Annotated in this window: 24 protein-coding genes; 20 read left to right on the forward strand and 4 right to left on the reverse strand. The window is 64.0% G+C overall.

Annotation, left to right across the window (positions count from 1 at the left end):
• Positions 1–45 precede the first annotated feature (45 nt).
• From PSEMO_RS13730 to PSEMO_RS13805, 16 genes are all read left to right on the forward strand, one after another.
• Positions 46–429, forward strand: coding sequence for an integrative conjugative element protein, RAQPRD family (locus tag PSEMO_RS13730; protein WP_023465080.1), 384 nt, complete (start codon positions 46–48; stop codon positions 427–429).
• Positions 426–659 carry a TIGR03758 family integrating conjugative element protein gene (locus tag PSEMO_RS13735; protein WP_009459672.1) on the forward strand — a complete coding sequence of 78 codons (234 nt, stop codon included), beginning with the start codon at positions 426–428 and terminating at the stop codon, positions 657–659. Before PSEMO_RS13730 ends, PSEMO_RS13735 begins: the two co-directional genes overlap by 4 nt.
• Positions 660–675: 16 nt before the next feature.
• The gene (locus PSEMO_RS13740) at positions 676–1,035 is read left to right on the forward strand and encodes a TIGR03745 family integrating conjugative element membrane protein (protein WP_023103906.1); all 360 of its coding nucleotides are present in this window, start codon (positions 676–678) and stop codon (positions 1,033–1,035) included.
• A gap of 12 nt (positions 1,036–1,047) precedes the next feature.
• Entirely contained in the window at positions 1,048–1,446 is a 399-nt protein-coding gene (locus PSEMO_RS13745) for a TIGR03750 family conjugal transfer protein (RefSeq protein WP_023103905.1), read from the forward strand.
• A complete protein-coding gene (locus PSEMO_RS13750; protein WP_023835765.1) occupies positions 1,443–2,132 on the forward strand; it encodes a PFL_4703 family integrating conjugative element protein in 690 nt (229 codons plus the stop codon). Before PSEMO_RS13745 ends, PSEMO_RS13750 begins: the two co-directional genes overlap by 4 nt.
• Positions 2,129–3,055 (forward strand): TIGR03749 family integrating conjugative element protein, encoded by a 927-nt coding sequence (locus PSEMO_RS13755; protein WP_023103903.1) that lies wholly within the window; start codon positions 2,129–2,131, stop codon positions 3,053–3,055. The genes PSEMO_RS13750 and PSEMO_RS13755 overlap by 4 nt, the downstream gene beginning before the upstream one ends.
• Positions 3,045–4,475: a TIGR03752 family integrating conjugative element protein gene (locus tag PSEMO_RS13760; protein ID WP_017515583.1), complete on the forward strand. Its 1,431-nt coding sequence runs from the start codon at positions 3,045–3,047 to the stop codon at positions 4,473–4,475. The genes PSEMO_RS13755 and PSEMO_RS13760 overlap by 11 nt, the downstream gene beginning before the upstream one ends.
• A complete protein-coding gene (locus PSEMO_RS13765) occupies positions 4,456–4,896 on the forward strand; it encodes a TIGR03751 family conjugal transfer lipoprotein (RefSeq protein ID WP_023103901.1) in 441 nt (146 codons plus the stop codon). Before PSEMO_RS13760 ends, PSEMO_RS13765 begins: the two co-directional genes overlap by 20 nt.
• Entirely contained in the window at positions 4,896–7,763 is a 2,868-nt protein-coding gene (locus PSEMO_RS13770; protein ID WP_023103900.1) for a conjugative transfer ATPase, read from the forward strand. Before PSEMO_RS13765 ends, PSEMO_RS13770 begins: the two co-directional genes overlap by 1 nt.
• A gap of 13 nt (positions 7,764–7,776) precedes the next feature.
• Positions 7,777–8,541, forward strand: a complete 765-nt coding sequence (locus PSEMO_RS13775) for a DsbA family protein (RefSeq protein ID WP_028690954.1) — start codon at positions 7,777–7,779, stop codon at positions 8,539–8,541.
• Between the two features lie 178 nt (positions 8,542–8,719).
• Positions 8,720–9,214 (forward strand): RadC family protein, encoded by a 495-nt coding sequence (radC, locus tag PSEMO_RS13780; protein ID WP_023103898.1) that lies wholly within the window; start codon positions 8,720–8,722, stop codon positions 9,212–9,214.
• A gap of 161 nt (positions 9,215–9,375) precedes the next feature.
• A complete protein-coding gene (locus tag PSEMO_RS13785; protein ID WP_017514119.1) occupies positions 9,376–9,822 on the forward strand; it encodes a TIGR03757 family integrating conjugative element protein in 447 nt (148 codons plus the stop codon).
• The gene (locus tag PSEMO_RS13790) at positions 9,819–10,766 is read left to right on the forward strand and encodes a TIGR03756 family integrating conjugative element protein (protein WP_023103897.1); all 948 of its coding nucleotides are present in this window, start codon (positions 9,819–9,821) and stop codon (positions 10,764–10,766) included. Before PSEMO_RS13785 ends, PSEMO_RS13790 begins: the two co-directional genes overlap by 4 nt.
• A 27-nt stretch (positions 10,767–10,793) precedes the next feature.
• Positions 10,794–12,170 (forward strand): integrating conjugative element protein, encoded by a 1,377-nt coding sequence (locus tag PSEMO_RS13795; RefSeq protein WP_425301414.1) that lies wholly within the window; start codon positions 10,794–10,796, stop codon positions 12,168–12,170.
• Positions 12,167–12,523, forward strand: a complete 357-nt coding sequence (locus PSEMO_RS13800; protein ID WP_017516006.1) for a hypothetical protein — start codon at positions 12,167–12,169, stop codon at positions 12,521–12,523. The genes PSEMO_RS13795 and PSEMO_RS13800 overlap by 4 nt, the downstream gene beginning before the upstream one ends.
• A 15-nt stretch (positions 12,524–12,538) precedes the next feature.
• Positions 12,539–14,059 (forward strand): conjugal transfer protein TraG N-terminal domain-containing protein, encoded by a 1,521-nt coding sequence (locus tag PSEMO_RS13805; protein WP_028698647.1) that lies wholly within the window; start codon positions 12,539–12,541, stop codon positions 14,057–14,059.
• A 32-nt stretch (positions 14,060–14,091) separates the two neighbouring features.
• Here the strand turns inward: PSEMO_RS13805 and PSEMO_RS13810 are convergent, their stop codons facing one another.
• A complete protein-coding gene (locus tag PSEMO_RS13810) occupies positions 14,092–16,977 on the reverse strand; it encodes a Tn3 family transposase (RefSeq protein WP_001138082.1) in 2,886 nt (961 codons plus the stop codon).
• A 125-nt stretch (positions 16,978–17,102) separates the two neighbouring features.
• On the opposite strand from PSEMO_RS13810, the gene PSEMO_RS13815 reads away from it, so the two are divergent.
• The 3 genes from PSEMO_RS13815 to PSEMO_RS13825 all read left to right on the forward strand — a co-directional run bounded on the left by PSEMO_RS13815 (position 17,103) and on the right by PSEMO_RS13825 (position 19,422).
• Positions 17,103–17,717, forward strand: coding sequence for a recombinase family protein (locus PSEMO_RS13815; RefSeq protein WP_000904906.1), 615 nt, complete (start codon positions 17,103–17,105; stop codon positions 17,715–17,717).
• A gap of 65 nt (positions 17,718–17,782) precedes the next feature.
• Entirely contained in the window at positions 17,783–18,586 is an 804-nt protein-coding gene (aph(3'')-Ib, locus tag PSEMO_RS13820) for an aminoglycoside O-phosphotransferase APH(3'')-Ib (protein ID WP_001082319.1), read from the forward strand.
• Positions 18,586–19,422, forward strand: coding sequence for an aminoglycoside O-phosphotransferase APH(6)-Id (locus PSEMO_RS13825; RefSeq protein ID WP_000480968.1), 837 nt, complete (start codon positions 18,586–18,588; stop codon positions 19,420–19,422). The genes aph(3'')-Ib and PSEMO_RS13825 overlap by 1 nt, the downstream gene beginning before the upstream one ends.
• 123 nt (positions 19,423–19,545) lie before the next feature.
• Here the strand turns inward: PSEMO_RS13825 and PSEMO_RS13835 are convergent, their stop codons facing one another.
• The 3 genes from PSEMO_RS13835 to PSEMO_RS13845 all read right to left on the reverse strand — a co-directional run bounded on the left by PSEMO_RS13835 (position 19,546) and on the right by PSEMO_RS13845 (position 21,267).
• Positions 19,546–19,911, reverse strand: a complete 366-nt coding sequence (locus tag PSEMO_RS13835) for a DUF3742 family protein (protein ID WP_028690953.1) — start codon at positions 19,909–19,911, stop codon at positions 19,546–19,548.
• 84 nt (positions 19,912–19,995) lie between these two features.
• Positions 19,996–20,628: an RES family NAD+ phosphorylase gene (locus PSEMO_RS13840; RefSeq protein ID WP_028690952.1), complete on the reverse strand. Its 633-nt coding sequence runs from the start codon at positions 20,626–20,628 to the stop codon at positions 19,996–19,998.
• A 12-nt stretch (positions 20,629–20,640) separates the two neighbouring features.
• Complete coding sequence (locus PSEMO_RS13845; protein ID WP_023657212.1) at positions 20,641–21,267, reverse strand: hypothetical protein; 627 nt, start codon at positions 21,265–21,267, stop codon at positions 20,641–20,643.
• Positions 21,268–21,586: 319 nt separating this feature from the next.
• On the opposite strand from PSEMO_RS13845, the gene mobH reads away from it, so the two are divergent.
• The gene (gene mobH, locus PSEMO_RS13855; protein WP_028690951.1) at positions 21,587–23,431 is read left to right on the forward strand and encodes a MobH family relaxase; all 1,845 of its coding nucleotides are present in this window, start codon (positions 21,587–21,589) and stop codon (positions 23,429–23,431) included.
• The last annotated feature ends 64 nt before the right edge of the window (positions 23,432–23,495 follow it).

The raw sequence follows: 23,495 nt of genomic DNA on the forward strand, positions 1-23,495 counted from the left end.
TGATCTCCACGATCTAGCCATTGCTGATCACACAGGAATGGCGCGATGTTGGCTCCGATCTGGCTGCGCGCCGCGCATCGCGGCGTGCCCACTTTTCTCGTGACGGCCCTTGTGTTGGGCCAGTCCTCGATGGCCTTGGCCGAGTCCCCAGCGCAGCGTCAGGAGCTGGTCGCAGCGCTGCGCCAACTCGACGCGCTGGAGCGCACGGTCGCCGACAGCGCCGCGCATGCCCCCATCCAGCCGGGCGAGCGCTACCACTTCGACTACCCGAGGCTGCTGGCTGACCTGGCGCGCGTGCGCGCCGGCATCCAGGCCCATCTCACACCGTCGCGCGCCCAGCCGCGCGACCCGTCCGAATTGGCCGGCGACTACCGCACGGAGCGGGTCGTCCCGCCATCACCGCCGACGACCGCGGAGGGCAAGCCATGAACGGCGCCCAGGTCTCGGCATTTCAAGCCAACAGCGGCATCGCACCTTCAGCGATGGCGACCGTCCTGGTCGGCGTCGTGTTCGCGGTCCTGCTCGTCTGGGGCGTCTGGGCCATGCGAACGGCCTACGTGGGGTGGTCCGAGAGCCGCCTCAACCAGCGCCAGTTCCTCGGCGTCTGCATCCGATTCGTCGCGATGTACCTCGTCCTGACTTTCTTCCTCCTCTCCTGACCTGAAAGGCATGACCATGCAAAACCGCATCCTCAATTCCCGTCTTGCCCAGCGCGCCGCCGTGGCCCTGGGCGCCGCTGCGCTGCCCGTGCTGTCGTTCGCGCAGGGTCTGCCGCAATTGGAGAACCCGACCCGCGGCACGGGCAACGGCATCATGGAAACGATCCGCAACTACGGCTACGACATCATCATGCTCGTAGCCCTGCTGGTGGTGGCGTCGATGTTCATCGGCGTGTGCTACCACGCTTACGGGACCTACGCGGAAATCCACACAGGCCGCAAGACGTGGGGCCAGTTCGGCCTCACGGTCGCCATCGGCGCCGTCCTGCTCGTGATCGGCATCTGGCTGCTCACCGAAGCCACCGGCATCCTGTAAGGCGAGGCCGGTATGTCTGAGCAGCAGCACGTCCGTGCGGACGGGACCGTGACGTTCCTTCCGCACCGGCTCAACCGCCACCCCGTTGTCGTGCGCGGCCTCACCGCCGACGAGCTGTGGATCTGCTGCGGCTTGTCCGGCGCCGCCGGCCTGCTGGTCGGCGCGCCGCTGTCGTGGGTGTTCCGCACGATCGCGCTAGCTCCCACGTTCGTCGTCCTGGGCGTGGCCTTGGGCGTGTTCATCGGCGGCGGCATTCTTCGCCGCCTCAAACGCGGGCGTCCCGACACCTGGCTGTATCGGCAACTGCAATGGCGCATTGCGACACGTCATCCACTGATGGCGGGTTGGGTGGGCGGCCATGTGCTGATCTCGCGTTCCGGCTTCTGGACCACCCGAAGGAGCGCGCGATGAGCCGCTTCAAGAACGAGATCACCCACCTGCAGGCGCACATCAAGACGCTTCGCCTGGGGGCTGGCGCCCTGGTCATCGTCGCCCTGGTCATGGGCGGCGGCTGGTGGAGCGCTCCGCGCGATCTGACCATCCACGTTCCGCCTGACCTGCGCTCCGGCAGTACCAGGAAGTGGTGGGAAGTGCCGCCCGAATCGGTCTATGCGTTCACGTTCTACGTGTTCCAGACGCTCAACCGCTGGCCGACGAATGGCGAAGAGGACTACGCGCGCAACCTCCACACGCTCTCGCCGTATCTCACCCCGTCCTGCCAGGCCTTCCTTCGCGCGGACTACGACTACCGCCGCAGCACGGGCGAGCTGCGCCAGCGCGTGCGCGGGATTTATGAAATCCCCGGCCGCGGCTACGGCGACGACCCTACGGCGCGCGTGCGCGTGGTCTCCGACCGCGACTGGGTGGTGACGCTGGACATCACCGCCGACGAGTACTACGGCGCCGAGCAAGTCAAGCGCGCTCTGGTGCGCTATCCAGTGAAGGTCACGCGGGTGGACGTCGATCCTGCCCGCAACCCGTTCGGCCTGGCGCTCGACTGCTATGAGGGCGCGCCCCAGCGCATCAGCACGCCGGAGCCAACGCGCCCGGCGTCTGGCGGCCTGTCTCCGCAAGCGCCCCAAGGAGAAACCCCATGAAGCATCCTGTACTCACGCTGCTGGGGCTGTTGGCCGTGGCCGCCGCTCCTGCTGTCCAGGCAGTGGAGATCCTGCGCTGGGAACGTATGCCGTTGGCGGTGCCGCTGAAGGTCGGCCACGAGCGCATCGTGTTCATCGACCGCAACGTCCGCGTGGGCGTACCTGCGGGCGTCGGCGAGCGCCTACGGGTGCAGAGCGCGGGCGGCGCGGTGTACCTGCGCGCCAGCGAGCCGATCGAGCCCACGCGGCTGCAATTGCAGGACGCCGACACGGGCGCGCTGATCCTGCTGGACATTGCGGCGGAGCCAGCCAAGGACGGCGAAGCCGAGCTGGAACCAGTGCGCATCGTCGAGGGCAACAGCACCCCGGCGCGCTATGGCGATCAGCCCGGCGATGACAACGAAGCTCCGGCGCGCGCCCAGGACCAGGCCGGCGCGCGAGCGGCGCGACGCGAGACCCCGGTGTCGGTTGTCCTGACGCGCTTTGCCGCACAGAACCTCTACGCGCCGCTACGCACCGTGGAGCCGCTGCCGAGCGTCATGCGGGTGAACCTGCGCCGTGACCTCGACCTCGGCACGCTGATGCCGACGCTGCCCGTGCGCGCGGTCGCGCTCGCGTCATGGCGTCTGGAAGACCAGTGGGTGACCGCCGTGCGCCTGACCAACAGCAGCAGCGGCTGGATCACCCTGGACCCGCGCGTGCTGCAAGGCGATTTCCTCACCGCCACCTTCCAACACGAGGCGCTTGGCCCGCGCGGGACGCCCGAGGACACGACCGTTCTGTACCTGGTGACGCGCGGGCGTGGCCTTGCGCAATCGCTGCTACCAGCGGTCAACCGCTTCGACCCGGCCGTGCATCTCCCGCAACCGGAAGCCGGTTCCCAGGATGGCACCGACCGCAAGGAGGTCCGCCATGCGCAGTAATGGACTCCTGAAGTGGCTGATGATCCCGGTTGCCGTGCTGGTGCTGTTCGTCGCCATCCGGCTGTTCTCGGGAGGCAGCACTTCGGCACCACCGACCGCGGATGCCGGCGCCAAGCTCACGCCAGCGGAAATGAAGGCGCTGGGCATCGAGGGCGATACCCCGCGCGACACCGTGGCGACGCTCGTTGCCCAAGTGAAGCAGTTGCGCACCGAGCTTCAGACCGCGCTCTCGGACAACAAATCCCAGCGCGAAGAAAACCAGCGACTGCGCCAGCGCGAGAACTCCATTGACCAGCGCATCAATTCGGCCCTCGACTCCGAGCGCACCAACCTGCGTCGCGACCAAGAGCAGGCAGCCAGCGCGCGTCAGCAGACCGAAGGGCTGCTGGCCGACCTGCAACGGCGCCTGGACAGTATCGGCGGACGTGGCGGCGGCCATGCCGACCTGCCGGTGGGTCTGGGGCTGCGTGACGGCGACGAGGCCGGCATGGAAGGCGGCGTGCGCTGGGTCGAACCCGACGATGCGAGGAAAGCCGAGGGGCGCAACAGCAGTCGTGGCACGGGTAGCGGCATGAGCTTCCCGACGAGCTTCGGCCCCGCGCAGAGCACGTTGGAAACCACGGCGGAAACCGTGGCGAACGCGGGCGCACGCGCCGCAGGCGTGAAGAGCGCCAAGGCGGTCTATACCGTACCGACCAATTCGACGCTGATGGGGTCGGTGGCGATGACGGCGCTGATCGGCCGCGTGCCGATCGACGGAACCGTCAACGATCCGTACCCCTTCAAGGTGTTGGTCGGATCGGACAACCTGACCGCCAATGGCATCGACATTCCCGACGTGGCCGGTGCCGTGTTCAGCGGCACCGCATCGGGCGACTGGACGCTCTCGTGCGTGCGCGGCCAGGTACGCAGCATCACCTTCGTCTTCCACGACGGCACGATCCGCACCATCCCCGAAGACCGCGACGGCAACCAGCAAAACAACCAGCAGCAGAACTCTCAAAGTGGAGGCCTGGGCTGGATCAGCGACCCATACGGCATTCCCTGCGTCAGCGGGGAGCGGCGCAGCAACGCCCAGCAGTACCTTGGCTCGCAAGCCCTGATTACCGCCGCCGGTGCCGGCGTCGCCTCGCTGATCGACAGCGACAGCGGCCAGATGTCCTACGTCGGCGCCGACGGCTCCATCGGCAGCGTCGGTATCTCGGGCAATGAAGCCGTGGGCCGCATCCTGGCCGGTGGCGTGCGCGACATGGCCGACTGGGTGAACAAGCTGTACGGCCAGGCGTTCGCCGCTGTCTATGTCCAGCCCGGCGCGAAGGTCGCCGTCCACCTCGAAAAGCCGCTCGCCATCGACTTCGATCCCGAAGGCCGCAAGGTCGATCACCGCGCAGGAGAAAGCCATGCTCTCGAACTTGAATAAGGCCCTGGCGCTGGCCCTCGCCGTCGCGGTGCTCGGCGGCTGTGCCACCAGCAAGGAAAAGCTGCTCCCCCACGGCGACAGCACGATGATGGACATCTGGCAGCAGAACGCCGGTGACGGGGGTGGTGGCGCCGGCCAGGTGGCGCGCAGGCAATTGCTCGATGCACGCCAGAGCCTGCGCCGGACGCTGACCGAGGCCGACGTGGAGGCCGCGCCCACCGAGCAGATGCGCTACACGCGCACGGCGCGCAACGAGGTCTATCGCCAGTTCCACCGCCTGCCGAACCCCGATCTTGTCATGTATGTGTACCCGCACCTGGCGGGCACCGATCCCGTGCCGGTTCCGGGCTACACGACGGTCTTTCCCCTGTACCAGCGTGTGCAGTACGCCATGCCGGGCGAGCGCGTGGAGGACTACTGATGCGCTGGAAACTCCCCTGGCCGAAGCTGGCTGCATCCGATGGTGGCAATGACGAGCAGCCGGACGGCTGGCAGCGCCACGTCGAGGCGTTGCGCCAGGCCGGCATTGCCGAACCCGGAGCGACGGTCCAGGGCCGCAGGCCGGCGACCGTGGCGGACGAGCAGGCGATGTACGACGTTGCGCAGTCATTCGCGGAGCTGCTGCCGTGGGTGGAGTTCCTGCCGCCGTCGAAGTCCATGCTGCTGGAGGACGGGCAATCGGTCGCGGCCTTCTACGAACTGGTCCCGCTAGGCACCGAAGGTCGGGAACCGGGCTGGCTCGCTCATGCCCGCGATGCGCTCGAAAACGCGCTCCAGGACTCGTTCGATGAGCTGGATGAGAACCCGTGGGTGCTCCAGCTCTATGCACAGGACGAGCCCAGCTTCGACCAGTACATGCAGACGCTACGCGACTACGTGCAGCCGCGCGCCCGCAGCACGGCCTTCACCGAGTTCTACCTCCGCTTCTTTGGCCACCACCTGCGCGCGGTGGCCAAGCCCGGCGGACTGTTCGAGGATACGGTGGTCACGCGGTTGCGCTGGCGCGGCCAGACGCGGCGCGTGCGCATGGTGGTCTATCGCCGGGCCGCCGGGCAGGCGAACCGCCGCGGCCAGACACCCGAGCAAATGCTGAACATCGTCTGCGATCGCCTCTGCGGCGGCTTGGCGAACGCCGGCATCCAGGCCCGGCGCATGGTCGCGGCCGATGTTCACGACTGGCTGCTGCGTTGGTTCAACCCACGCCCCACGATGCTCGGGCCCGGCGCTGAGGAGCGAGAGCGCTTCTATGCGCTGGCCCGCTATCCCGACGAGGTGGAGGAAGGTGAGATTGAGCTGGCGAGTGGTCGGGACTTCAGTCAACGGCTGTTCTTCGGTCAGCCTCGCTCCGATGCCGAGCACGGCACCTGGTACTTTGACGGTATGCCGCATCGCGTACTGGTCACCGACCGGCTACGCATGCCGCCCGGTACGGGGCACCTGACCGGCGAAACCCGCAAGGGGGACGCTATCAACACGCTTTTCGATCAGATGCCCGAAGACACCACGATGTGTCTGACCATGGTGGCGACGCCCCAGGACATCCTCGAATCGCACCTGAATCACCTGGCGAAGAAGGCTGTCGGCGAAACACTGGCATCGGAACAAACGCTCAAGGATGTGCAGGAGGCACGCTCGCTCATCGGCAGCGCGCACAAGCTCTACCGCGGCACGCTGGCCTTCTATCTGCGCGGACGCGATGAAGCCGAACTTGACAGGCGCGGTCTGGACCTCGCCAACGTGATGCTCAACGCGGGGTTGCAGCCTGTGCGCGAGGACGATGAAGTCGCGCCGCTCAACAGCTACCTGCGCTGGCTACCGTGCTGCTACAACCCTGCGCAAGATCGACGGAACTGGTTCACCCAACTGATGTTCGCCCAGCATGTGGCGAATCTCTCGCCGGCGTGGGGTCGCAGCCAGGGTACGGGTCATCCGGGCAACACGTTCTTCAACCGCGGCGGCGGGCCGATCACGTTTGATCCACTGAACCGCTTGGACAGGCAGATGAACGCCCATCTGTTCCTGTTCGGCCCCACCGGCTCGGGCAAGAGCGCAACGCTCAACAACCTCTTGAACCAGGTCACGGCCATCTACCGGCCGCGGCTGTTCATCGTGGAAGCCGGCAACAGCTTTGGCTTGTTCAGCGACTTCGCAAAGCGCCTGGGTCTGACCGTGAACCGGGTCAAGCTGGCTCCTGGCTCGGGCATCAGCCTGGCGCCGTTCGCCGACGCTCGCCGGCTGATCGAAACGCCCAGCAACGTGCAGACGCTTGATGCCGATGCACTGGATGAAGAATTGCCAGCCGATTCCTCGGTCATGGAGGAGGACGAGCAGCGCGACGTGCTGGGTGAACTGGAGATCACGGCACGGCTGATGATCACAGGCGGCGAGGACAAGGAAGAAGCCCGGATGACGCGGGCCGATCGCTCGCTGATCCGCCAGTGCATCCTCGATGCCGCCGAGCACTGCGTGGCCGAGAAACGCACGGTGCTCACGCGCGACGTGCGCAACGCGCTGCGCACGCGCGGCCAGGACCCGACGCTGCCCGAGATGCGGCGCGTGCGGCTGCTGGAGATGGCGGACGCGATGGACATGTTCTGCCAAGGCACGGACGGCGAGATGTTCGATCGCGATGGCACGCCGTGGCCCGAGGCCGACATCACGCTGGTGGATCTCGCGACCTATGCCCGGGAGGGCTACAACGCGCAGCTCTCCATCGCCTACATCAGCCTGATCAGCACGGTGAACAACATCGCCGAGCGCGACCAGTACCTGGGCCGTCCGATCATCAATGTGACCGACGAAGGCCACATCATCACGAAGAACCCGCTGCTTGCGCCCTACGTTGTAAAAATTACAAAAATGTGGCGCAAGCTAGGGGCCTGGTTCTGGCTGGCTACACAAAATATCGACGATCTGCCGCGTGCCGCGGAGCCCATGCTCAACATGATTGAGTGGTGGATCTGCCTGTCGATGCCGCCCGATGAGGTCGAGAAGATTGCACGCTTCCGCGAACTCTCGCCCGCGCAGAAAGCGCTGATGCTCTCGGCGCGCAAAGAAGCGGGCAAGTTCACCGAGGGCGTCATCCTTTCCAAGAGCATGGAAGTGCTGTTCCGCGCCGTGCCGCCCAGCCTGTACTTGGCGTTGGCGCAGACCGAACCCGAAGAGAAGGCCGAGCGCTACCAGCTCATGCAGCACTACGGCTGCACCGAACTGGAAGCGGCCTTCAAGGTGGCCGAGAAGATCGACCAGGCGCGCGGCATCGAGTCGCCGGCCTTGGAACTGTCGTAAGACGGAGAACGCCATGGAACAGAAACGTCCTTCCATTCCGATGCAGGTCCAGGCGTTCCGCCGCCGCAACGGGCGGCCCCGCTGGCCCTGGGCATTGGCTGCTGTGCTGGTCGCGCTGCTGCTGATCTGGCTTGTGTCAAGGTCGCCCGGCGAATCCCCGCCGCAGCCGCCCACGCCGGTCAGCATGGCACCGGTGGCCGGGCCGCCCTGGCTAATGGGCAACCCCAAAGGCCGTTTCACGCTGACGCTCTATGCCGACCTGGAGTGCCCGTTCTGCCGGGAGTATTTCCCGCAGCTCAAGCGGTGGATCGGCAACAACACCGACGTGGCGCTGCAATGGCACCACCAGCCGCTGGCCGAGCACGAGCCGGCCGCGTCAGCCGAGGCACGCCTAGTGGAATGCGCTGCCGAAGCAGGTGGGCATGTCGCGTTCTGGCAGGCGATCGAATGGGTCTATGCCCACACGCGCAGCGGCGGCCAGGGCTTGCCCGATGGCTTGCGGTACCCCGAATCGACGCCAGCCAGCGAGCAGTGCATGGCAAGCGAAAGGCCCAGTGCGGCTATCCGCGCCCAGGCTGCGGAAGCCACCAAGAGCGGCGTAACCGCCACGCCGTCGCTGCGCCTGCTCGATCGCCAAACGGGCCAGGCCATCCTGCTGCAGGGGCCGATCGAGGGCGATGCCTTGCTGTCAGCCATGGACATGCTGGCGGCTGAGGGTCCGACCAGCACACCCACATCCGAAATGCCTGCCGACGTCGTCGGCGACATGCCCAGGTAGCCCCGGTCTTCAAGGCTACGGCGCAGTCCTCTGCGCTGACCGCGACTCGTTCGCCTTGCATCCTGGCCGCGAACGGTCACCGCAATCGCGGTGATGGATGCATCTTTTCATTCTCATCCCCAGGAGGGCTTGCCCTCGGGGGCGCGCGCCCTCCGATCTCACCGTCTGGAGGTTCGCCATGTCTTTCGCCATCAATGACTCCTGTGTGGAGTCGCTTTCCGCCGTAGCTGCCCAGCACGAAGACTGGATCATCCAGCAGGCCATCGTGCTGCTGGAAAAACGGATCTTCAAAGCTGGACCATGCCTCAGCCAGCCGGCCGCCGTGCGGGACTATCTGCGCGTGAAACTGGTCGCTGAACCCAACGAGATATTCGCCGCTGTGTTCCTGGATAGCATGCACCAGGTGCTGGCCTACGAGCCATTGTTCAGGGGCACGATCAACTCGACTTCTGTTTATCCACGTGTCGTCGTACAGCGTGTGCTGGAGTTGAACGCCGCCGCGGTGATCTTCGCGCACCAGCACCCCTCGGGCATCTCCGAGCCGTCGAGCGCGGATCGTGTGCTGACCCAGCAACTGCAGGCCGCGCTGGCGCTCATCGATGTACGGGTACTGGATCACATCATCGTAGGCCAAGGTTCCCCGTTCTCCTTTGCGGAGTCAGGCCTGCTGTAACGGTCGCATTGCTTCATTGATCCTCGCGGAGGCTTCGGCCTCCGTTTTTTTATGGCCCGGGACAAGCAGGTATGCGGGCAGCCCGCGATGCGCATTGTTTGTTGGGGTGGCATCGGGTTCGCGTTTGACTATGGCCCTGATCAACTTTCGGGGCACGCGACATGCCGGCATCCTTTTCCACGTTCGCGTCGGGCTGGCGAACCCTTGGTCTCGTCGTGGCGCTGCCGGCGTCCCTGGCCGTGTTCAGCCCCGTCACCTTCGCAGCCGACGTACTGGTCGTCACCGACAGCCACCACCCGGTCAAGACCATGGGCGGCGAGCGGCTGATCGAGCTGGACGAAGCCCGCCGGATTGAAGCGGAGCTTTCTGCGGAACTGCCCGCCGCCCCCGAACAGGCGGCGGCCACCGTCAAGCGTCGGCTGAACCAAGGCGGCGCCGACCTACAGCGCCGCATCGCTTCCGCATACCAGGGCGTCACCGACGCATGGAGCCTGGGCATCACCAGCATCCCGGCTGTCGTGGTGGATCAGCGCTACGTGGTCTATGGCGAGCCGGATGTGGCCCGCGCTGTCGCGCGCATCGAGCAGCGTCGGAGGACCCAGCCATGACGAGGCCATTCGACCTTATGCGCCGCATGCGGGCTGGCGTGGCTTCCTTGCTGCTGCTCAGCGCCACGGGTAGCTACGCCTTGAACACCACCGCCATCGTTGCCTCGGTGGCCTCGCCCGATTGCTTGGAGTACCGGGTGGTGGGTATCTGCTACTGGCTCTACTGCACCTGGGGAGGCTGCACGGTGCGCACCTCTGTCAAGGTGCGCCACTACATCCCCGATGCGGTCGTCTCCAGCTACAGCAACACGGGCGAGAACCCGTGGGTCGAAGTCCGGGCGATGAGTACGGCCAACCCGTCCGCCCAAGCGGGCGGCGATGGAACGACGAACGAGGATCACGAAAACAATCTCGCGAAATTCAAGAACGCCGACGTGATCGGCCATCCCGGCGTCGAGGTGTTCAACCAGTTTGTTTCGTCCTCGGGCTACTTCTGCGAGGGCGCGGGAACGGCATTCATGCCGTATCTGCTCAGCACCTTGGACACGCTTGCCTGGCGCTACAACGTGCCCGAGATGGCCTACCCGGAGGCATTGATTCCCGGCATGCGCGAGGTCGGCGCACGCACCACGATGAACCTTTGGGGCAACGTGTATCCCCGCGGCGGCTTCCTGCACCAGACCGACGACCACAAATCGGGAGCCGTGGTGGCCCAGCGTGCGGGCGATGTCGTCACGCGCCGCGGGCAGTTGCACGTGTACCAGCCGCTGCTTGCCAATGCCCGCGATGGCTACTGGCCCGCCAGCGCGCTGATGGAGGGTGATGCCTCGACTGGCAAGTGGCAGGAACTCACGCCCGTCCTGTCCTCGTCCTGCACGGTTTTCCCACGCACCGGCTTCCTGACTCAGGCCCAGCAAGGCGACTACGCCTGGGCGCTGTGGCGGCCGTATGCCTGCTGCGAACGCCGTGGACAGGTGTTCCTTGGCAGCGTTGATTTCCTTTGAGGTGCCGCGATGAAGCGTTCCGACTCTATGCAGTTCTCCCCACCGGCTCGTGGCAAGAGGATCTGTTTGGCGCTTACCGGCGCGTTGGTTCTGGCAAGCGGCGTGGCCTGGGGCCAACTGGGCTACCAGACCAGCGGCAACGTCATCGGCGATGACGTCATGTACTCCATCGGCGGCGGCAGCGCCGTTTCGATGGGCCGCGCAGCCGGCATGCGCTCGCTCGGCGTGGGTGTCGGCTGGAACAGCAATCTGATCTGCGGCGACATGAGCATCCAGACCACGTTGAAGAATCAACTCAACGGTGTCACCAATGGCTTTCAGCAGATCATGTCCTCGGTGATCCAGAGTGCTACGAGTGCTGTGGCGTCCCTGCCGGCGTTGATCATCCAGCGTGCAGATCCAGGCCTCTACAACCTGCTCACCAACGGCGTTCTGCAAGCGCGGCTGGATTTCGACCGCTCGAAGCTGACGTGCCGCGCCATGGCCGAAAAGATGGCCGAAACGGCTGGCGGCCAACTCGGCTGGAGCCAGATGGCAGAGGGGTTGGCGCTGCGTGACGCTGTTTCGAGCACGGATGCCGTCTCGGCCATCGAGCAGGCCGAGACGCGCCGTGGCAACGATGGCGTGCCCTGGGTCGGGGGAAGCAATGCCGGCGGCTCCGGTCAGCCCGCGATCAAGGTGGTCGGTGACGTCACCCGCGCGGGCTACAACCTGGTCAATGGCCGCGGGGTGACCGACACGTCGGCAATCGCTCCGGCCAGTTGCACGAGCCTGTCGTGCCAAACCTGGACCACGCCGCAGGCGGCCATCGAGTGGGCAACACGGGTGCTCGGCGAGAAGGAGCAGCGCACCTGCGACGCCTGCACCAAGACGGAGACGGTGCCCGGCGTCGGGCTGACGCCCCTGATCCAGGAGGAGTACGACGCCAAGCTGCAGGCGCTCCAGGACCTGGTCTCCAAGGCGAAGAACACGACGCCCGAAAACCTGCGGGAGGCCGGCAGCGCGTCGCTGCCCATCACGCGCGGCGTGGTCGAGGCACTGCGCGACGAACCGGACCAGCACCTGCTGTCGCAGCGCCTGGCGTCCGAGGTTGCGCTGGCGTCGGTGCTGGAGAAGGCGCTACTGCTGCAACGCACGCTGCTGACCGGCAAGAAGGAGCCCAACGTGGCGGCCAACCAGCTCGCCGTGGAGGCGGTGAACCACGAGAGCGACACGCTCGATCGCGAGATTCGCAACCTCAAGACCGAGCTGGAGCTGCGCCGGGAGCTGGCGAACAACTCGCCCATGGCGATCATCCAGCGCCACGGCACGCGCGCGGCGGGCTCGCGTGGCATCTACGAAGGCGATCCGGTGCCTGACCGCCTCGATCAGTTGCAGAAGGGCAATCCGGGAGGCCGGCCATGAGCCTGATGCGTGCGGCCTGGCTGCGCCCGCGCTGGCTGTTCAACCGGCGCGCAGCGAAGGCGCTGCTGTGGACGATGGTACTCGCGGCCGTCGCCGTGGGTGCCAACATCGTTGGCATCTACCTCGTCGGAAGTGTCGCGGGCTGGGAGCGTTGGCTGGCGGCAGCAGCGGGCTACTTCCTGGTCTGGCGGCTGTGCCTGTATGGCGCGACGGCCTACGGCTGGGTCTGGATGCGTCGCCGGCTGCTTGCGCGTGAGGACGACGCGCAAGCGCGGCGCCGCCTGGTACGCAGCGAGATCGCCGGCGTCGTTGCCATCGTGGCGCTTGAAGCCAGCCTGTTGATGCAGGGCTGAGGGGAGGTCCGAGCCATGACGCTTTTCACAACCGACTACCTGGAGTACTACCTGACCTTGGTGTCCTGGATCGTCAACAACGGCATCTGGGCGGTACTGGTATCCAGCGGGGTATTCGCACTGCCCTTCGTGGCGATCATCGTGCAGGAATGGCTTAAGGCCCGTGCGGAAGGTGCCGACGAAGGCAACAAGGGCGTGCTCTCGGCCGCACGCATCGAGAACCGGGTGTTCGTCGCCATCGTGGTGGTGATGTTCGCCGGCATCCCCTTCATCGACGTGGACCTCAACACAATTCAGTACGACAGCTCGCGCTCGGCCCAGTGCCAGGTCAACGTGCCGCAGCCCACGGATACCGGCTGGTCCCAGTCCTTCAGCACCATCAACAACCAGAGTGCCAAGGTGCCGGTCTGGTGGGCCTTCATGCACGCGCTCTCGCGCGCCGTCACCAGCGCCTCGGTGGCGGCAATCCCGTGCGGGACAGACCTGCGACAGATGCGCATGGAGATCGACGCTACCCGCATCAATGACCCGGTTCTGGCTCAGGAAGTGGCCGATTTCACACACGACTGCTACGGACCTGCACGCGCTAAATTGTTCATGGCGCGGCCGGAGCTGGACGACGCTCAAATGAACGACGTGACCTGGATCGGTTCGAGGTTTTTCACGGATACCGGCGGCTACTACGACAGCTACCGTTCCAGCACGGCGCGCGAGTCATGGCCCTATGACGACACCCGCGACGCAGGGCTTGCGCAGGTGGCCAGTGGCGGCGGCTACCCGACCTGCAGGCAGTGGTGGGCCGATGGCAGCAACGGCCTGCGGGCACGGCTGCTGGGCCAGGTGGACCCCAGCCTGTTGAATCGCTTGGCGGGCTGGGCCGGGTTCCTGAGCCGTACCGAGGTGGACGATTCGGTGGTCCGTACCATCGCGTCACCGCGACAGCAGAAGCTCAACCAGGGTTCGGTCTATACCGACTACGGCGGCCAGATCGACAAGACCCTGCCGAACATCGTGACGCGGGCCACGGGGGATGTAGGAATGGCGGTCGGGGCACTTGCCGCATTTCCCGCCATGGACGTGGTGCGCCAGGCGCTGCCCATGGTGCTTGCCTTGCTCAAGATGGCACTGGTCATCTGCATCCCGCTCGTACTGGTCGTCGGAACCTATGACCTGAAGACGGTCGTCACCGTCAGCGTCGTGCAATTCGCGCTGTTCTTCACCGATTTCTGGTTCCAACTCGCACGCTGGATCGACAGCACCATCCTCGATGCGCTCTATGGGTGGGGCTTCGGCTGGAACCGGCCACACACTAACTTCGATCCGCTGGTGGGGTTGAACAATGCCTTTGGCGACCTGCTCCTGATGTTCGTCATGGGCACGATGTTCCTGGTCTTGCCGGGCTTTTGGCTTGCGAGCCTTACCTGGGTTGGGATTCGGGCCGGGCACGTCATCCAGGGGCTTTCAGATGGCAGCAAGAGCGCCGGCCAAGCAGGCGGTAAGGGCGCTGGGGCCCTTACCGGAGGTAAGCTGAAGTAGGGGTCGTTTGCGGGAGGGGGCGGAATCCTACGCTAAGGCTTTGGCCAGCGATATTCTCCGGTGAGATTGATGTGTTCCCATCCGAGCGGCGAAACATGGGCCAAGAGATCGGGCGATAGCAGCTTTCCATCGCGTTTCTGGTTTGCAACGACCTCGCCGAGCTTCATGGTGTTCCAGAAGATGATGATGGCGGCGAGCAGATTCATGCCGGCGATGCGGTAATGCTGGCCTTCGGCGGAACGGTCGCGGATTTCACCGCGGCGGTGGAAGCTGATTGCCCGCTTCAGCGCATGATGAGCTTCGCCTTTGTTGAGCCCGATCTGGGCACGCCGTTGGAGTTCGGCATCCAGAATCCAGTCGATCATGAACAGGGTGCGCTCGACGCGACCGACTTCCCGCAGGGCTGTCGCGAGCTCGTTCTGCCGCGGATAGGAGGCGAGTTTCCGCAGAATCTGGCTTGGCGCGACGGTCCCGGCAGCAATGGTGGCGGCGATGCGCAGGATGTCGGGCCAATTGCGCTCGATCATGGCTTGGTTGACCTTTCCGCCGATCAACGCTCGCAGGTGCGCCGGGGCGGCCGACGGATTGAACGCGTAGAGCCGTTTGGATGGCAGGTCGCGGATGCGCGGAGCGAACCGGTAGCCGAGAATGGCACATGCGGCAAAGACGTGATCGGTGAAGCCGCCCGTGTCGGTGAACTGCTCGCGGATATGGCGTCCAGCATCGTTCATCAGCAGGCCATCGAGGATGTAAGGCGCTTCGCTTGCCGTTGCAGGAATCACCTGGGTTGCGAACGGCGCATATTGGTCGGAGACGTGGCTATAGGCTTTCAGGCCCGGGGTATTGCCATATTTCGCGTTGACCAGGTTCATGGCCTCACCTTGCTCTGTAGCGACGAAGAACTGTCCGTCGCTCGAAGCCGACGTGCCCATGCCCCAGAACCGGGCCATGGGTAACGCTGCCTGTGCCTCGACCACCATGGCCAGCGCCCGGTCATAGGCTTCGCCCTCGACATGCCACCGTCCAATGCGGATCAATTCCCAGAAGGTGTGGGTGTTTGTCGCATCCGCCATTTTGCGCAAGCCGAGGTTGATCCCTTCCGCCAAGATAACGTTCATTAGCCCGATCCGGTCAGCGCAGGGTGCTCCTGTGCGCAGATGGGTGAACGCTTCGGTGAAGCCGGTCGCCGCATCCACCTCCAGCAGGAGATCGGTGATGCGCGTGGGCGGGATCTGCTTGTAGAGATCGAGCACCAGATCTTCGGCGCCTGTCGGCGCGGCGGCTTCGAGTTTCTCGATATGCAGAACGCCGTTTTCAATCGACCCGCCCGGGATCGTGCCTGCGCGAGCGGCACGGCCAAGCTCGCGCAACCGCATGTCGAGGCGAGCTTGCCGGTCTGCCAGCCATTCCTCCGGCCGCAATGGCACAGCGAGACGACCGCCTTCCGCGATGGATTGTGCCGGAACGAGTGCGTGTTTCAGATCGCCATAGCGCCGGGACCTAGTAAGCCAGACATCTCCGGAGCGGAACGCATCGCGCAGATGGAACAGCACCGCGATCTCCCATAGGCGAGCGTCGCCAGCCCTCTGGGCCCGAAGGTGGCGATGCCATTTCGAGCTGGGCCGCAAGAAGCTGGTCATCGCGGCATCGTTCAAACCGGTACGAAGGGCCGTCACCGCTTCCAGAAGCGGCAGTGCAACGGGCGCAGCTCGCAGATCGAGCAGGCGCAACATGCGTGGAGCGTATCGGCGGAAGCGGTGATAACCGTCGAGCACATGATTGAGCGGATCGTCGGCCATGGTGGCGGTCAGCCTGGTTGCCATTGCAACAAGGGTTTTTAAGCCGTCCCACCCTGACCCACTCGCGATGACATCGCCCAGCGGCTGGCCATCATCCTGTGCATCGACCAGGGCGCCCCCGATCTCGGCGAAGGATTTCAGGGTGTCACGCACCACCCCCGCTTCGTCTGCGACCTTTGCATGGCAAATACGCTCCGAAGCACGGTAGAGACGGCCGACGATCCGGTCGTGGGTTTCGACCACTGCGTCGGCCAACATCGCCTGCCATTCCGAGACGCAAACAGCCAAGATCGCAAGCCGCCTGTCCTCCGGGAGATCGCGCATGCCGTCGGCATAATACCGTTCACCCTGCCTGCGCAGACGAGTCACCCGATGGGCAGGAACGCCGGCAAGCAGATCCTCGGGGAGATCGATGCGTTGCAGATATTCGAGCCGGTCGAGCAGCCGGTTGGCCGACGAAGAGTTCGAGCCAGGCTCGAACTGGCGCAGCCACACAAAACGGGTCACCCGATCATCAGCCGTCTCCTCGAGCAATGCCAGCAACTGTTCTCGGATCGACATAGGCAGCCGACTGGCGATCCTCGTCTCGATGCGTCGCTCGGCATCGACGAGAGCCGCGGCACAAAGCCGCTCGATCGTGGATGTCGCGGGAAGGACAGTGCGGGTGCGTCGGCACTCGGCTACGAAGCGACGGGCGATATCCTCGTTCGACACCGCCATCTCGGCTTCTCGGAACAACCATTCCTTCAGCTCGCTCGCACCACGTCCGGAGAAGGTGCGGAAGCCGTAGAGCCCCCGTAACTCGGCAAGATGCTCGTGCCGTGTTTCCTCGCGGGCAGCATAGTCTACGAGATCGTCGGCACCCAGGCCAAGCTGCGCTCCGATAAATTCGATGACCTCTGCAGGGATCAGTTCGCCTGGAGCCAGCACCCGGCCGGGATAGCGCAGGACACACAATTGCAGGGCGAAGCCGAACCTGTTGTGAGCGCGCCGACGCAGCCTGATATGCCCAAGGTCTTCATCACTCAGCGTATAGTGCTTGAGCAAATCCGTCTGTGAAGTCGGCAAGCGCAACAGCGCGTCTTTCTGCCGATCGGTTAGAGTGACGCGACGCGGCATACATGTTCCTTTTTCAAAATCTGATAGCGTTCAAGACGCTTTGTTTATGAAGCTGGTTGAGATACATTTCCAGAGGTCAATGCAATCGTGGCCGAAGCGCCGCCTCAAACCAACGTTTGTGATACATGCTGATCGGATATGCCCGCGTCTCCAAAGCCGATGGCTCGCAGTCTCTCGACCTGCAGCACGACGCCTTGCGCGCCGCAGGTGTCGAACGGGACAATATCTATGATGATCTTGCTTCCGGCGGTCGTGATGATCGCCCTGGCTTGACTGCCTGCCTCAAGTCATTGCGTGACGGCGATGTGCTGGTGGTCTGGAAGCTCGATCGCCTCGGACGATCGCTTGCCCATCTGGTCAACACGGTGAAGGAGCTGTCAGACCGCAAGATCGGCCTGCGGGTTCTGACTGGAAAGGGCGCTCAGATCGACACCACGACTGCGTCCGGTCGCATGGTGTTCGGAATCTTCGCCACCTTGGCCGAGTTCGAGCGGGATCTGATCCGAGAGCGCACCATGGCGGGTCTCGCCTCCGCGAGAGCGCGCGGTCGCAAGGGCGGACGAAAATTCGCGCTCACCAAAGCTCAGGTGCGTCTCGCGCAAGCCGCCATGGCCCAGCGCGATACTTCAGTTTCCGATCTCTGCAAGGAACTCGGCATCGAGCGCGTCACTCTCTACCGATATGTCGGTCCCAAAGGCGAGCTCAGAGACCATGGAAAGCATGTTCTCGGACTTACGTAGCAACTCGTTTCTTTTCGCAGGTTGAGCCACCTCCGCGCTTCATCAGAAAACTGAAGGAACCTCCATTGAATCGAACTAATATTTTTTTTGGTGAATCGCATTCTGACTGGTTGCCTGTCAGAGGCGGAGAATCTGGTGATTTTGTTTTTCGACGTGGTGACGGGCATGCCTTCGCGAAAATCGCACCTGCTTCCCGCCGCGGTGAGCTCGCTGGAGAGCGTGACCGCCTCATTTGGCTCAAAGGTCGAGGTGTGGCTTGCCCCGAGGTGATCAACTGGCAGGAGGAACAGGAGGGTGCATGCTTGGTGATAACGGCAATTCCGGGAGTACCGGCGGCTGATCTGTCTGGAGCGGATTTGCTCAAAGCGTGGCCGTCAATGGGGCAGCAACTTGGCGCTGTTCACAGCCTATCGGTTGATCAATGTCCGTTTGAGCGCAGGCTGTCGCGAATGTTCGGACGCGCCGTTGATGTGGTGTCCCGCAATGCCGTCAATCCCGACTTCTTACCGGACGAGGACAAGAGTACGCCGCAGCTCGATCTTTTGGCTCGTGTCGAACGAGAGCTACCGGTGCGGCTCGACCAAGAGCGCACCGATATGGTTGTTTGCCATGGTGATCCCTGCATGCCGAACTTCATGGTGGACCCTAAAACTCTTCAATGCACGGGTCTGATCGACCTTGGGCGGCTCGGAACAGCAGATCGCTATGCCGATTTGGCACTCATGATTGCTAACGCCGAAGAGAACTGGGCAGCGCCAGATGAAGCAGAGCGCGCCTTCGCTGTCCTATTCAATGTATTGGGGATCGAAGCCCCCGACCGCGAACGCCTTGCCTTCTATCTGCGATTGGACCCTCTGACTTGGGGTTGATGTTCATGCCGCCTGTTTTTCCTGCTCATTGGCACGTTTCGCAACCTGTTCTCATTGCGGACACCTTTTCCAGCCTCGTTTGGAAAGTTTCATTGCCAGACGGGACTCCTGCAATCGTCAAGGGATTGAAACCTATAGAAGACATTGCTGATGAACTGCGCGGGGCCGACTATCTGGTATGGCGCAATGGGAGGGGAGCAGTCCGGTTGCTCGGTCGTGAGAACAATCTGATGTTGCTCGAATATGCCGGGGAGCGAATGCTCTCTCACATCGTTGCCGAGCACGGCGACTACCAGGCGACCGAAATTGCAGCGGAACTAATGGCGAAGCTGTATGCCGCATCTGAGGAACCCCTGCCTTCTGCCCTTCTCCCGATCCGGGATCGCTTTGCAGCTTTGTTTCAGCGGGCGCGCGATGATCAAAACGCAGGTTGTCAAACTGACTACGTCCACGCGGCGATTATAGCCGATCAAATGATGAGCAATGCCTCGGAACTGCGTGGGCTACATGGCGATCTGCATCATGAAAACATCATGTTCTCCAGTCGCGGCTGGCTGGTGATAGATCCCGTCGGTCTGGTCGGTGAAGTGGGCTTTGGCGCCGCCAATATGTTCTACGATCCGGCTGACAGAGACGACCTTTGTCTCGATCCTAGACGCATTGCACAGATGGCGGACGCATTCTCTCGTGCGCTGGACGTCGATCCGCGTCGCCTGCTCGACCAGGCGTACGCTTATGGGTGCCTTTCCGCAGCTTGGAACGCGGATGGAGAAGAGGAGCAACGCGATCTAGCTATCGCGGCCGCGATCAAGCAGGTGCGACAGACGTCATACTAGATATCAAGCGACTTCTCCTATCCCCTGGGAACACATCAATCTTACCGGAGAATATCGTTGGCCAAAGCCTTAGCGTAGGATTTCGCCCTCTCCCGCAAACGACCCCAAGTAGCGCGGTGCCGATCAGTCGTCGGTGTACAACTCGTGCGACGTATCGTTGTACAGATTGGGATCGTAGCCGGGTGTCTTGCGCAGTTCGGTGAGGTCGGTGAACGGCCACTCGTCTTCTTCCGATGTATTGGCAGCCGCCGCCCATCCCGCCACCACGACTCCCAGCAACACGAGTGCGAACCAGAAGGCGGCGTAGAGCAGCGCGCCCAGCACAGCCAGCTTGACCACCCACAGCAGCACTGTGGCACCAACCGAAGGCACCCCTTTGGCCACCAACCAATTCGATACCCGCCGTTCGCCACGCGCATAGACGCGCCATCCGCGGCCAAAGGTACGGCCGAGGCGTTCTGCGGTACTGGTGCGGGTCGTCGTGTTCATGGTCGTCTCCTGCTACTGAGGAATGCCTATTCCTGTTTGCTCCACTTCATTCCGTTTCGGGCTTCAATGTGTTTTCTTGCTGCTTCAGGACGCTTCGTCATCCGGTTCCACCGGGCCGGGGTCGGGCTCCACGCCGATGCGGTAGGTGGCAACGAAACGCGGCCAGTCCACATGGTCAACCAGGTCGATGTCCTCGACAACGCTGACCTTCGTTCCCGCACGCTCGAACAGGGCGATGCTCGCGGCGGGATAGTTGTTGCGCGACGGATAGAGCACCCCGTCGAACAGCGGCTGGCCGTCGTCGCCGACCATCGCATGCACCTGAGCGGACACCTGCTGCGTGTGCGTGTAGTCGCGGCTCGCCAACTGCTCCAGATTCAGGCCGAAGTAGCCCGCCATGACGCCCGGCGCCGTGAGGTCGGCCAGGAGCACGTCGTCCAGCACGCCCACGGCGCGGACCATCCGGGCGTGGACCTCCTTCAGGGCGATGGAGCGCTTCGTGTCTTCAAGCCACTGGTGCTTGTGAAACACCGACTCCATCAGCGCCGTGGGCAGGTCGCGCCCCAGGTAGAGCACGCCGTAGGCCCCCGCCGGGTCATCGTAGCGATTCGTGCTGCTGCGACCATAGTACAGCGGGCTGCCCCGATAGACGACGCGGCTCACATGCTGGAGCAGTTCACCGGCATCGATCAGGAACGAAGGCAGCTCGTGGCTCATGGCGATCTCGCTTCAATGCACCTGGACGCCCAGCACGTTGAACACGGCCTCGGCCACGTCATCGATCGTGCCATGCGTCACCGCATCCACCGGCGAGCGCCCACCCAAGCCTTCGAGCGGTTCGGACAGTGCGCGGTAGATCGTCCAGTGATCGATACCCTCGACCTCCTGAAGCACGGTTTGGGTCAACTGCTGTTTCACCGGGTCGAGCTGCCAGTCGGGCAGCTTCTGACCGCGCGGCCCCACGTTCAGCGCCAGCAGCCGACGCGCGAGGATGTCCTTGTAGATCTGCTGGCGCGACTTGTCCGCCAGCTTGGCGAACTCCGCGGGCGGCAGGTTGTGCGGCTGGTTGAAGGTTTCCAGCAGCACGGCGCGGCCTCGCTGGACGTCGGTTTCATTCGGTGCCCAGCGCGTGTCGGCGCGCAGCGCGGCCGCCTTGCGTGCAAGGGCCTGCCCAACGGTCTCCCCCTCCAAGTTGGCGGGCAGTGTCACCGCTTCCACACGCTCGTGGACGAACGCCTGCAACTCGGCCGCGAAAGCCGTGGCATCCCGGATTTCGACGGTATCCGCGAAGCGGCGTACATCTTCCACCGTGACGCGCGGCAGACGGTCGGCAATGAATTCAATGGCAGTGGGCATGGTCATCTCCCGAGTAGGTTTGGGACAGGATTCACTCTAGTCGCCTTTGTCGCGTCTGTCAACTTAGTCGCCTGAGTGAGAACAACCTACCTGGCGGAAGCAGCGTTCCCACAGCATAGGCAGAGGCCAGCGCCGGGTCGCCGTCCAATGCATTCGAGCGGGTTCCACATTGACGCTGGAGCCGCAACCCAGGCCTCGCTATACCGAAACGGTTAAAGGCCAAAGGGCCGAAATGGCAAGGGAATGGGGTGCAAGGGGAAAGGCCCTACCTCGAAAAGGCCAAAAGGCCTCCCGGTCGGCCCGTCATCAGGACACCCACATGCTTTCCCTGTTCCAGCGAAAACGGCCCCCGGTCGCTGCCGCACCGACGCCACCACCCGTCACCGCCCTCCCGAAAGGGCTGCTGCGTCCTGAGTCGGCCGCATCGCTGCTGGCCACCCCACGCCGGCAGAAGCTGCTGGAGCACATCTGGCAGCGTACCTCGCTCTCGCGTAGGCAATTCGCCACCCTGTATCGCACGCCCCTGGAACGCTATGCCGAACTGGTCCAGGCCTTCCCGGCCTCCGAGGCGCATCACCATGCCTACCCGGGCGGCATGCTCGACCACGGCCTGGAGATCGTCGCCTACAGCCTGAAACTGCGGCAGTCCCATCTGCTGCCCATCGGTGCCAGTCCCGAAGACCAGGCGGCCCAGTCCGAAGCCTGGACCGCCGCCGTTGCCTATGCTGCGCTGCTCCACGATATTGGCAAGATCGCCGTCGATCTACACGTCGAACTGGCCGACGGCAGTACTTGGCATCCGTGGCATGGCCCGCTGCACCAGGCGTACCGATTTCGCTACCGTGACGACCGCGAATACCGCCTGCACAGCGCCGCAACAGGCTTGCTCTATCGCCAACTGCTCGACCGCCACGTCCTGGACTGGCTCAGCGACTATCCGGCTCTCTGGGCACCGCTGCTCTATGTGCTGGCCGGTCAGTACGAACATGCCGGTGTACTGGGGGAACTCGTCGTGCAAGCAGACCGGGCGTCGGTGGCCCAGGAGCTGGGCGGCGATCCGGCGCGCGCCATGGCCGCGCCCAAGCACGCACTGCAACGCAAGCTGCTGGACGGGTTGCGCTACCTGCTCAAGGAACAGTTGAAGCTGAACCAGCCGGAAGCCTCCGATGGCTGGCTCACCGAGGATGGTTTGTGGCTGGTGAGCAAGACGGTTTCGGACAAACTGCGCGCACACCTCCTGTCTCAGGGGATCGATGGCATTCCTGCGAACAACACCGCCGTGTTCAATGTGCTGCAGGACCACGGCATGCTGCAGCCCACACCGGACGGCAAGGCGGTCTGGCGCGCGACCGTGACCAGCACGACCGGCTGGTCCCATTCGTTCACCCTGTTGCGTCTCGCTCCCGCGCTGATCTGGGAGTCTGGCGAGCGACCAGCACCTTTCGCGGGCACGGTAGAGATCGACGCGACGCCCGCGGAAAACGACGCCAGCATGTCGGCTCCCGCGCCTACCGTCTCGGTGAACCCAGCGCAGGGAGGTCAAGAGCCTCCGATTTGGGAGGGCGACAGCACCACCATCGTTTCACCGCCCGCAGCCCAGCCCGTGCCCGACGTCATGGAGGATTTGCTCGCGATGGTGGGCTTGGGTGAGTCGGCCGGCGTTGGCCAGGATGCCGAGGAGTTCCTCCACACCCCCGCGCCAGCAACAGCCGCGACGTCCATTCCATCGCCTGCACCTGCACCCGCGCCTACGCCTGGGTCATCGGCAACGAAGCCATCCGGGGAACAGTTCATGGTTTGGCTGAAGCAGGGAATCGCCTCACGACGGCTCATCATCAACGACGCGAAGGCACTCGTGCATACGGTGAATGACACGGCCTACCTGGTCAGCCCGGGTGTGTTCCAACGCTATGCGCAGGAGCATCCCGAAGTGGCCGCACTCGCCAAGCAGGAGAGTCAACAGGATTGGCAGTGGGTGCAGAAGCGCTTCGAGAAGCTGCAGCTACATCGAAAGCAGCCCAATGGCCTGAACATTTGGACCTGTGAAGTCACGGGCCCGAGGAAGTCCCGCCGACTGCATGGCTACCTCCTCGAAGATGGGTCCTTGGCACTCGCCGAAATACCGCCCAACAATCCCTATCTTGCTCTGACTCAGGAAGGATGACGCGATTCGGGCATTGATCGCCACCGTCGTGTGGCGACGATCAATGCCCCGCGAAAACTGGCAA

It is taken from the genome of Pseudomonas putida (assembly GCF_001941965.1).
GTDB lineage: Bacteria > Pseudomonadota > Gammaproteobacteria > Pseudomonadales > Pseudomonadaceae > Aquipseudomonas > Aquipseudomonas putida_L.

Bases quoted from the DNA above. Each gene is read 5' to 3' on its own strand.
- PSEMO_RS13730 (WP_023465080.1), top strand. From the start codon at position 46: ATGTTGGCTCCGATCTGGCTGCGCGCCGCGCATCGCGGCGTGCCCACT.
- PSEMO_RS13735 (WP_009459672.1), top strand. From the start codon at position 426: ATGAACGGCGCCCAGGTCTCGGCATTTCAAGCCAACAGCGGCATCGCA.
- PSEMO_RS13740 (WP_023103906.1), top strand. From the start codon at position 676: ATGCAAAACCGCATCCTCAATTCCCGTCTTGCCCAGCGCGCCGCCGTG.
- PSEMO_RS13745 (WP_023103905.1), top strand. From the start codon at position 1,048: ATGTCTGAGCAGCAGCACGTCCGTGCGGACGGGACCGTGACGTTCCTT.
- PSEMO_RS13750 (WP_023835765.1), top strand. From the start codon at position 1,443: ATGAGCCGCTTCAAGAACGAGATCACCCACCTGCAGGCGCACATCAAG.
- PSEMO_RS13755 (WP_023103903.1), top strand. From the start codon at position 2,129: ATGAAGCATCCTGTACTCACGCTGCTGGGGCTGTTGGCCGTGGCCGCC.
- PSEMO_RS13760 (WP_017515583.1), top strand. From the start codon at position 3,045: ATGCGCAGTAATGGACTCCTGAAGTGGCTGATGATCCCGGTTGCCGTG.
- PSEMO_RS13765 (WP_023103901.1), top strand. From the start codon at position 4,456: ATGCTCTCGAACTTGAATAAGGCCCTGGCGCTGGCCCTCGCCGTCGCG.
- PSEMO_RS13770 (WP_023103900.1), top strand. From the start codon at position 4,896: ATGCGCTGGAAACTCCCCTGGCCGAAGCTGGCTGCATCCGATGGTGGC.
- PSEMO_RS13775 (WP_028690954.1), top strand. From the start codon at position 7,777: ATGGAACAGAAACGTCCTTCCATTCCGATGCAGGTCCAGGCGTTCCGC.
- radC (WP_023103898.1), top strand. From the start codon at position 8,720: ATGTCTTTCGCCATCAATGACTCCTGTGTGGAGTCGCTTTCCGCCGTA.
- PSEMO_RS13785 (WP_017514119.1), top strand. From the start codon at position 9,376: ATGCCGGCATCCTTTTCCACGTTCGCGTCGGGCTGGCGAACCCTTGGT.
- PSEMO_RS13790 (WP_023103897.1), top strand. From the start codon at position 9,819: ATGACGAGGCCATTCGACCTTATGCGCCGCATGCGGGCTGGCGTGGCT.
- PSEMO_RS13795 (WP_425301414.1), top strand. From the start codon at position 10,794: ATGCAGTTCTCCCCACCGGCTCGTGGCAAGAGGATCTGTTTGGCGCTT.
- PSEMO_RS13800 (WP_017516006.1), top strand. From the start codon at position 12,167: ATGAGCCTGATGCGTGCGGCCTGGCTGCGCCCGCGCTGGCTGTTCAAC.
- PSEMO_RS13805 (WP_028698647.1), top strand. From the start codon at position 12,539: ATGACGCTTTTCACAACCGACTACCTGGAGTACTACCTGACCTTGGTG.
- PSEMO_RS13810 (WP_001138082.1), bottom strand. From the start codon at position 16,977: ATGCCGCGTCGCGTCACTCTAACCGATCGGCAGAAAGACGCGCTGTTG.
- PSEMO_RS13815 (WP_000904906.1), top strand. From the start codon at position 17,103: ATGCTGATCGGATATGCCCGCGTCTCCAAAGCCGATGGCTCGCAGTCT.
- PSEMO_RS13825 (WP_000480968.1), top strand. From the start codon at position 18,586: ATGTTCATGCCGCCTGTTTTTCCTGCTCATTGGCACGTTTCGCAACCT.
- PSEMO_RS13835 (WP_028690953.1), bottom strand. From the start codon at position 19,911: ATGAACACGACGACCCGCACCAGTACCGCAGAACGCCTCGGCCGTACC.
- PSEMO_RS13840 (WP_028690952.1), bottom strand. From the start codon at position 20,628: ATGAGCCACGAGCTGCCTTCGTTCCTGATCGATGCCGGTGAACTGCTC.
- PSEMO_RS13845 (WP_023657212.1), bottom strand. From the start codon at position 21,267: ATGCCCACTGCCATTGAATTCATTGCCGACCGTCTGCCGCGCGTCACG.
- mobH (WP_028690951.1), top strand. From the start codon at position 21,587: ATGCTTTCCCTGTTCCAGCGAAAACGGCCCCCGGTCGCTGCCGCACCG.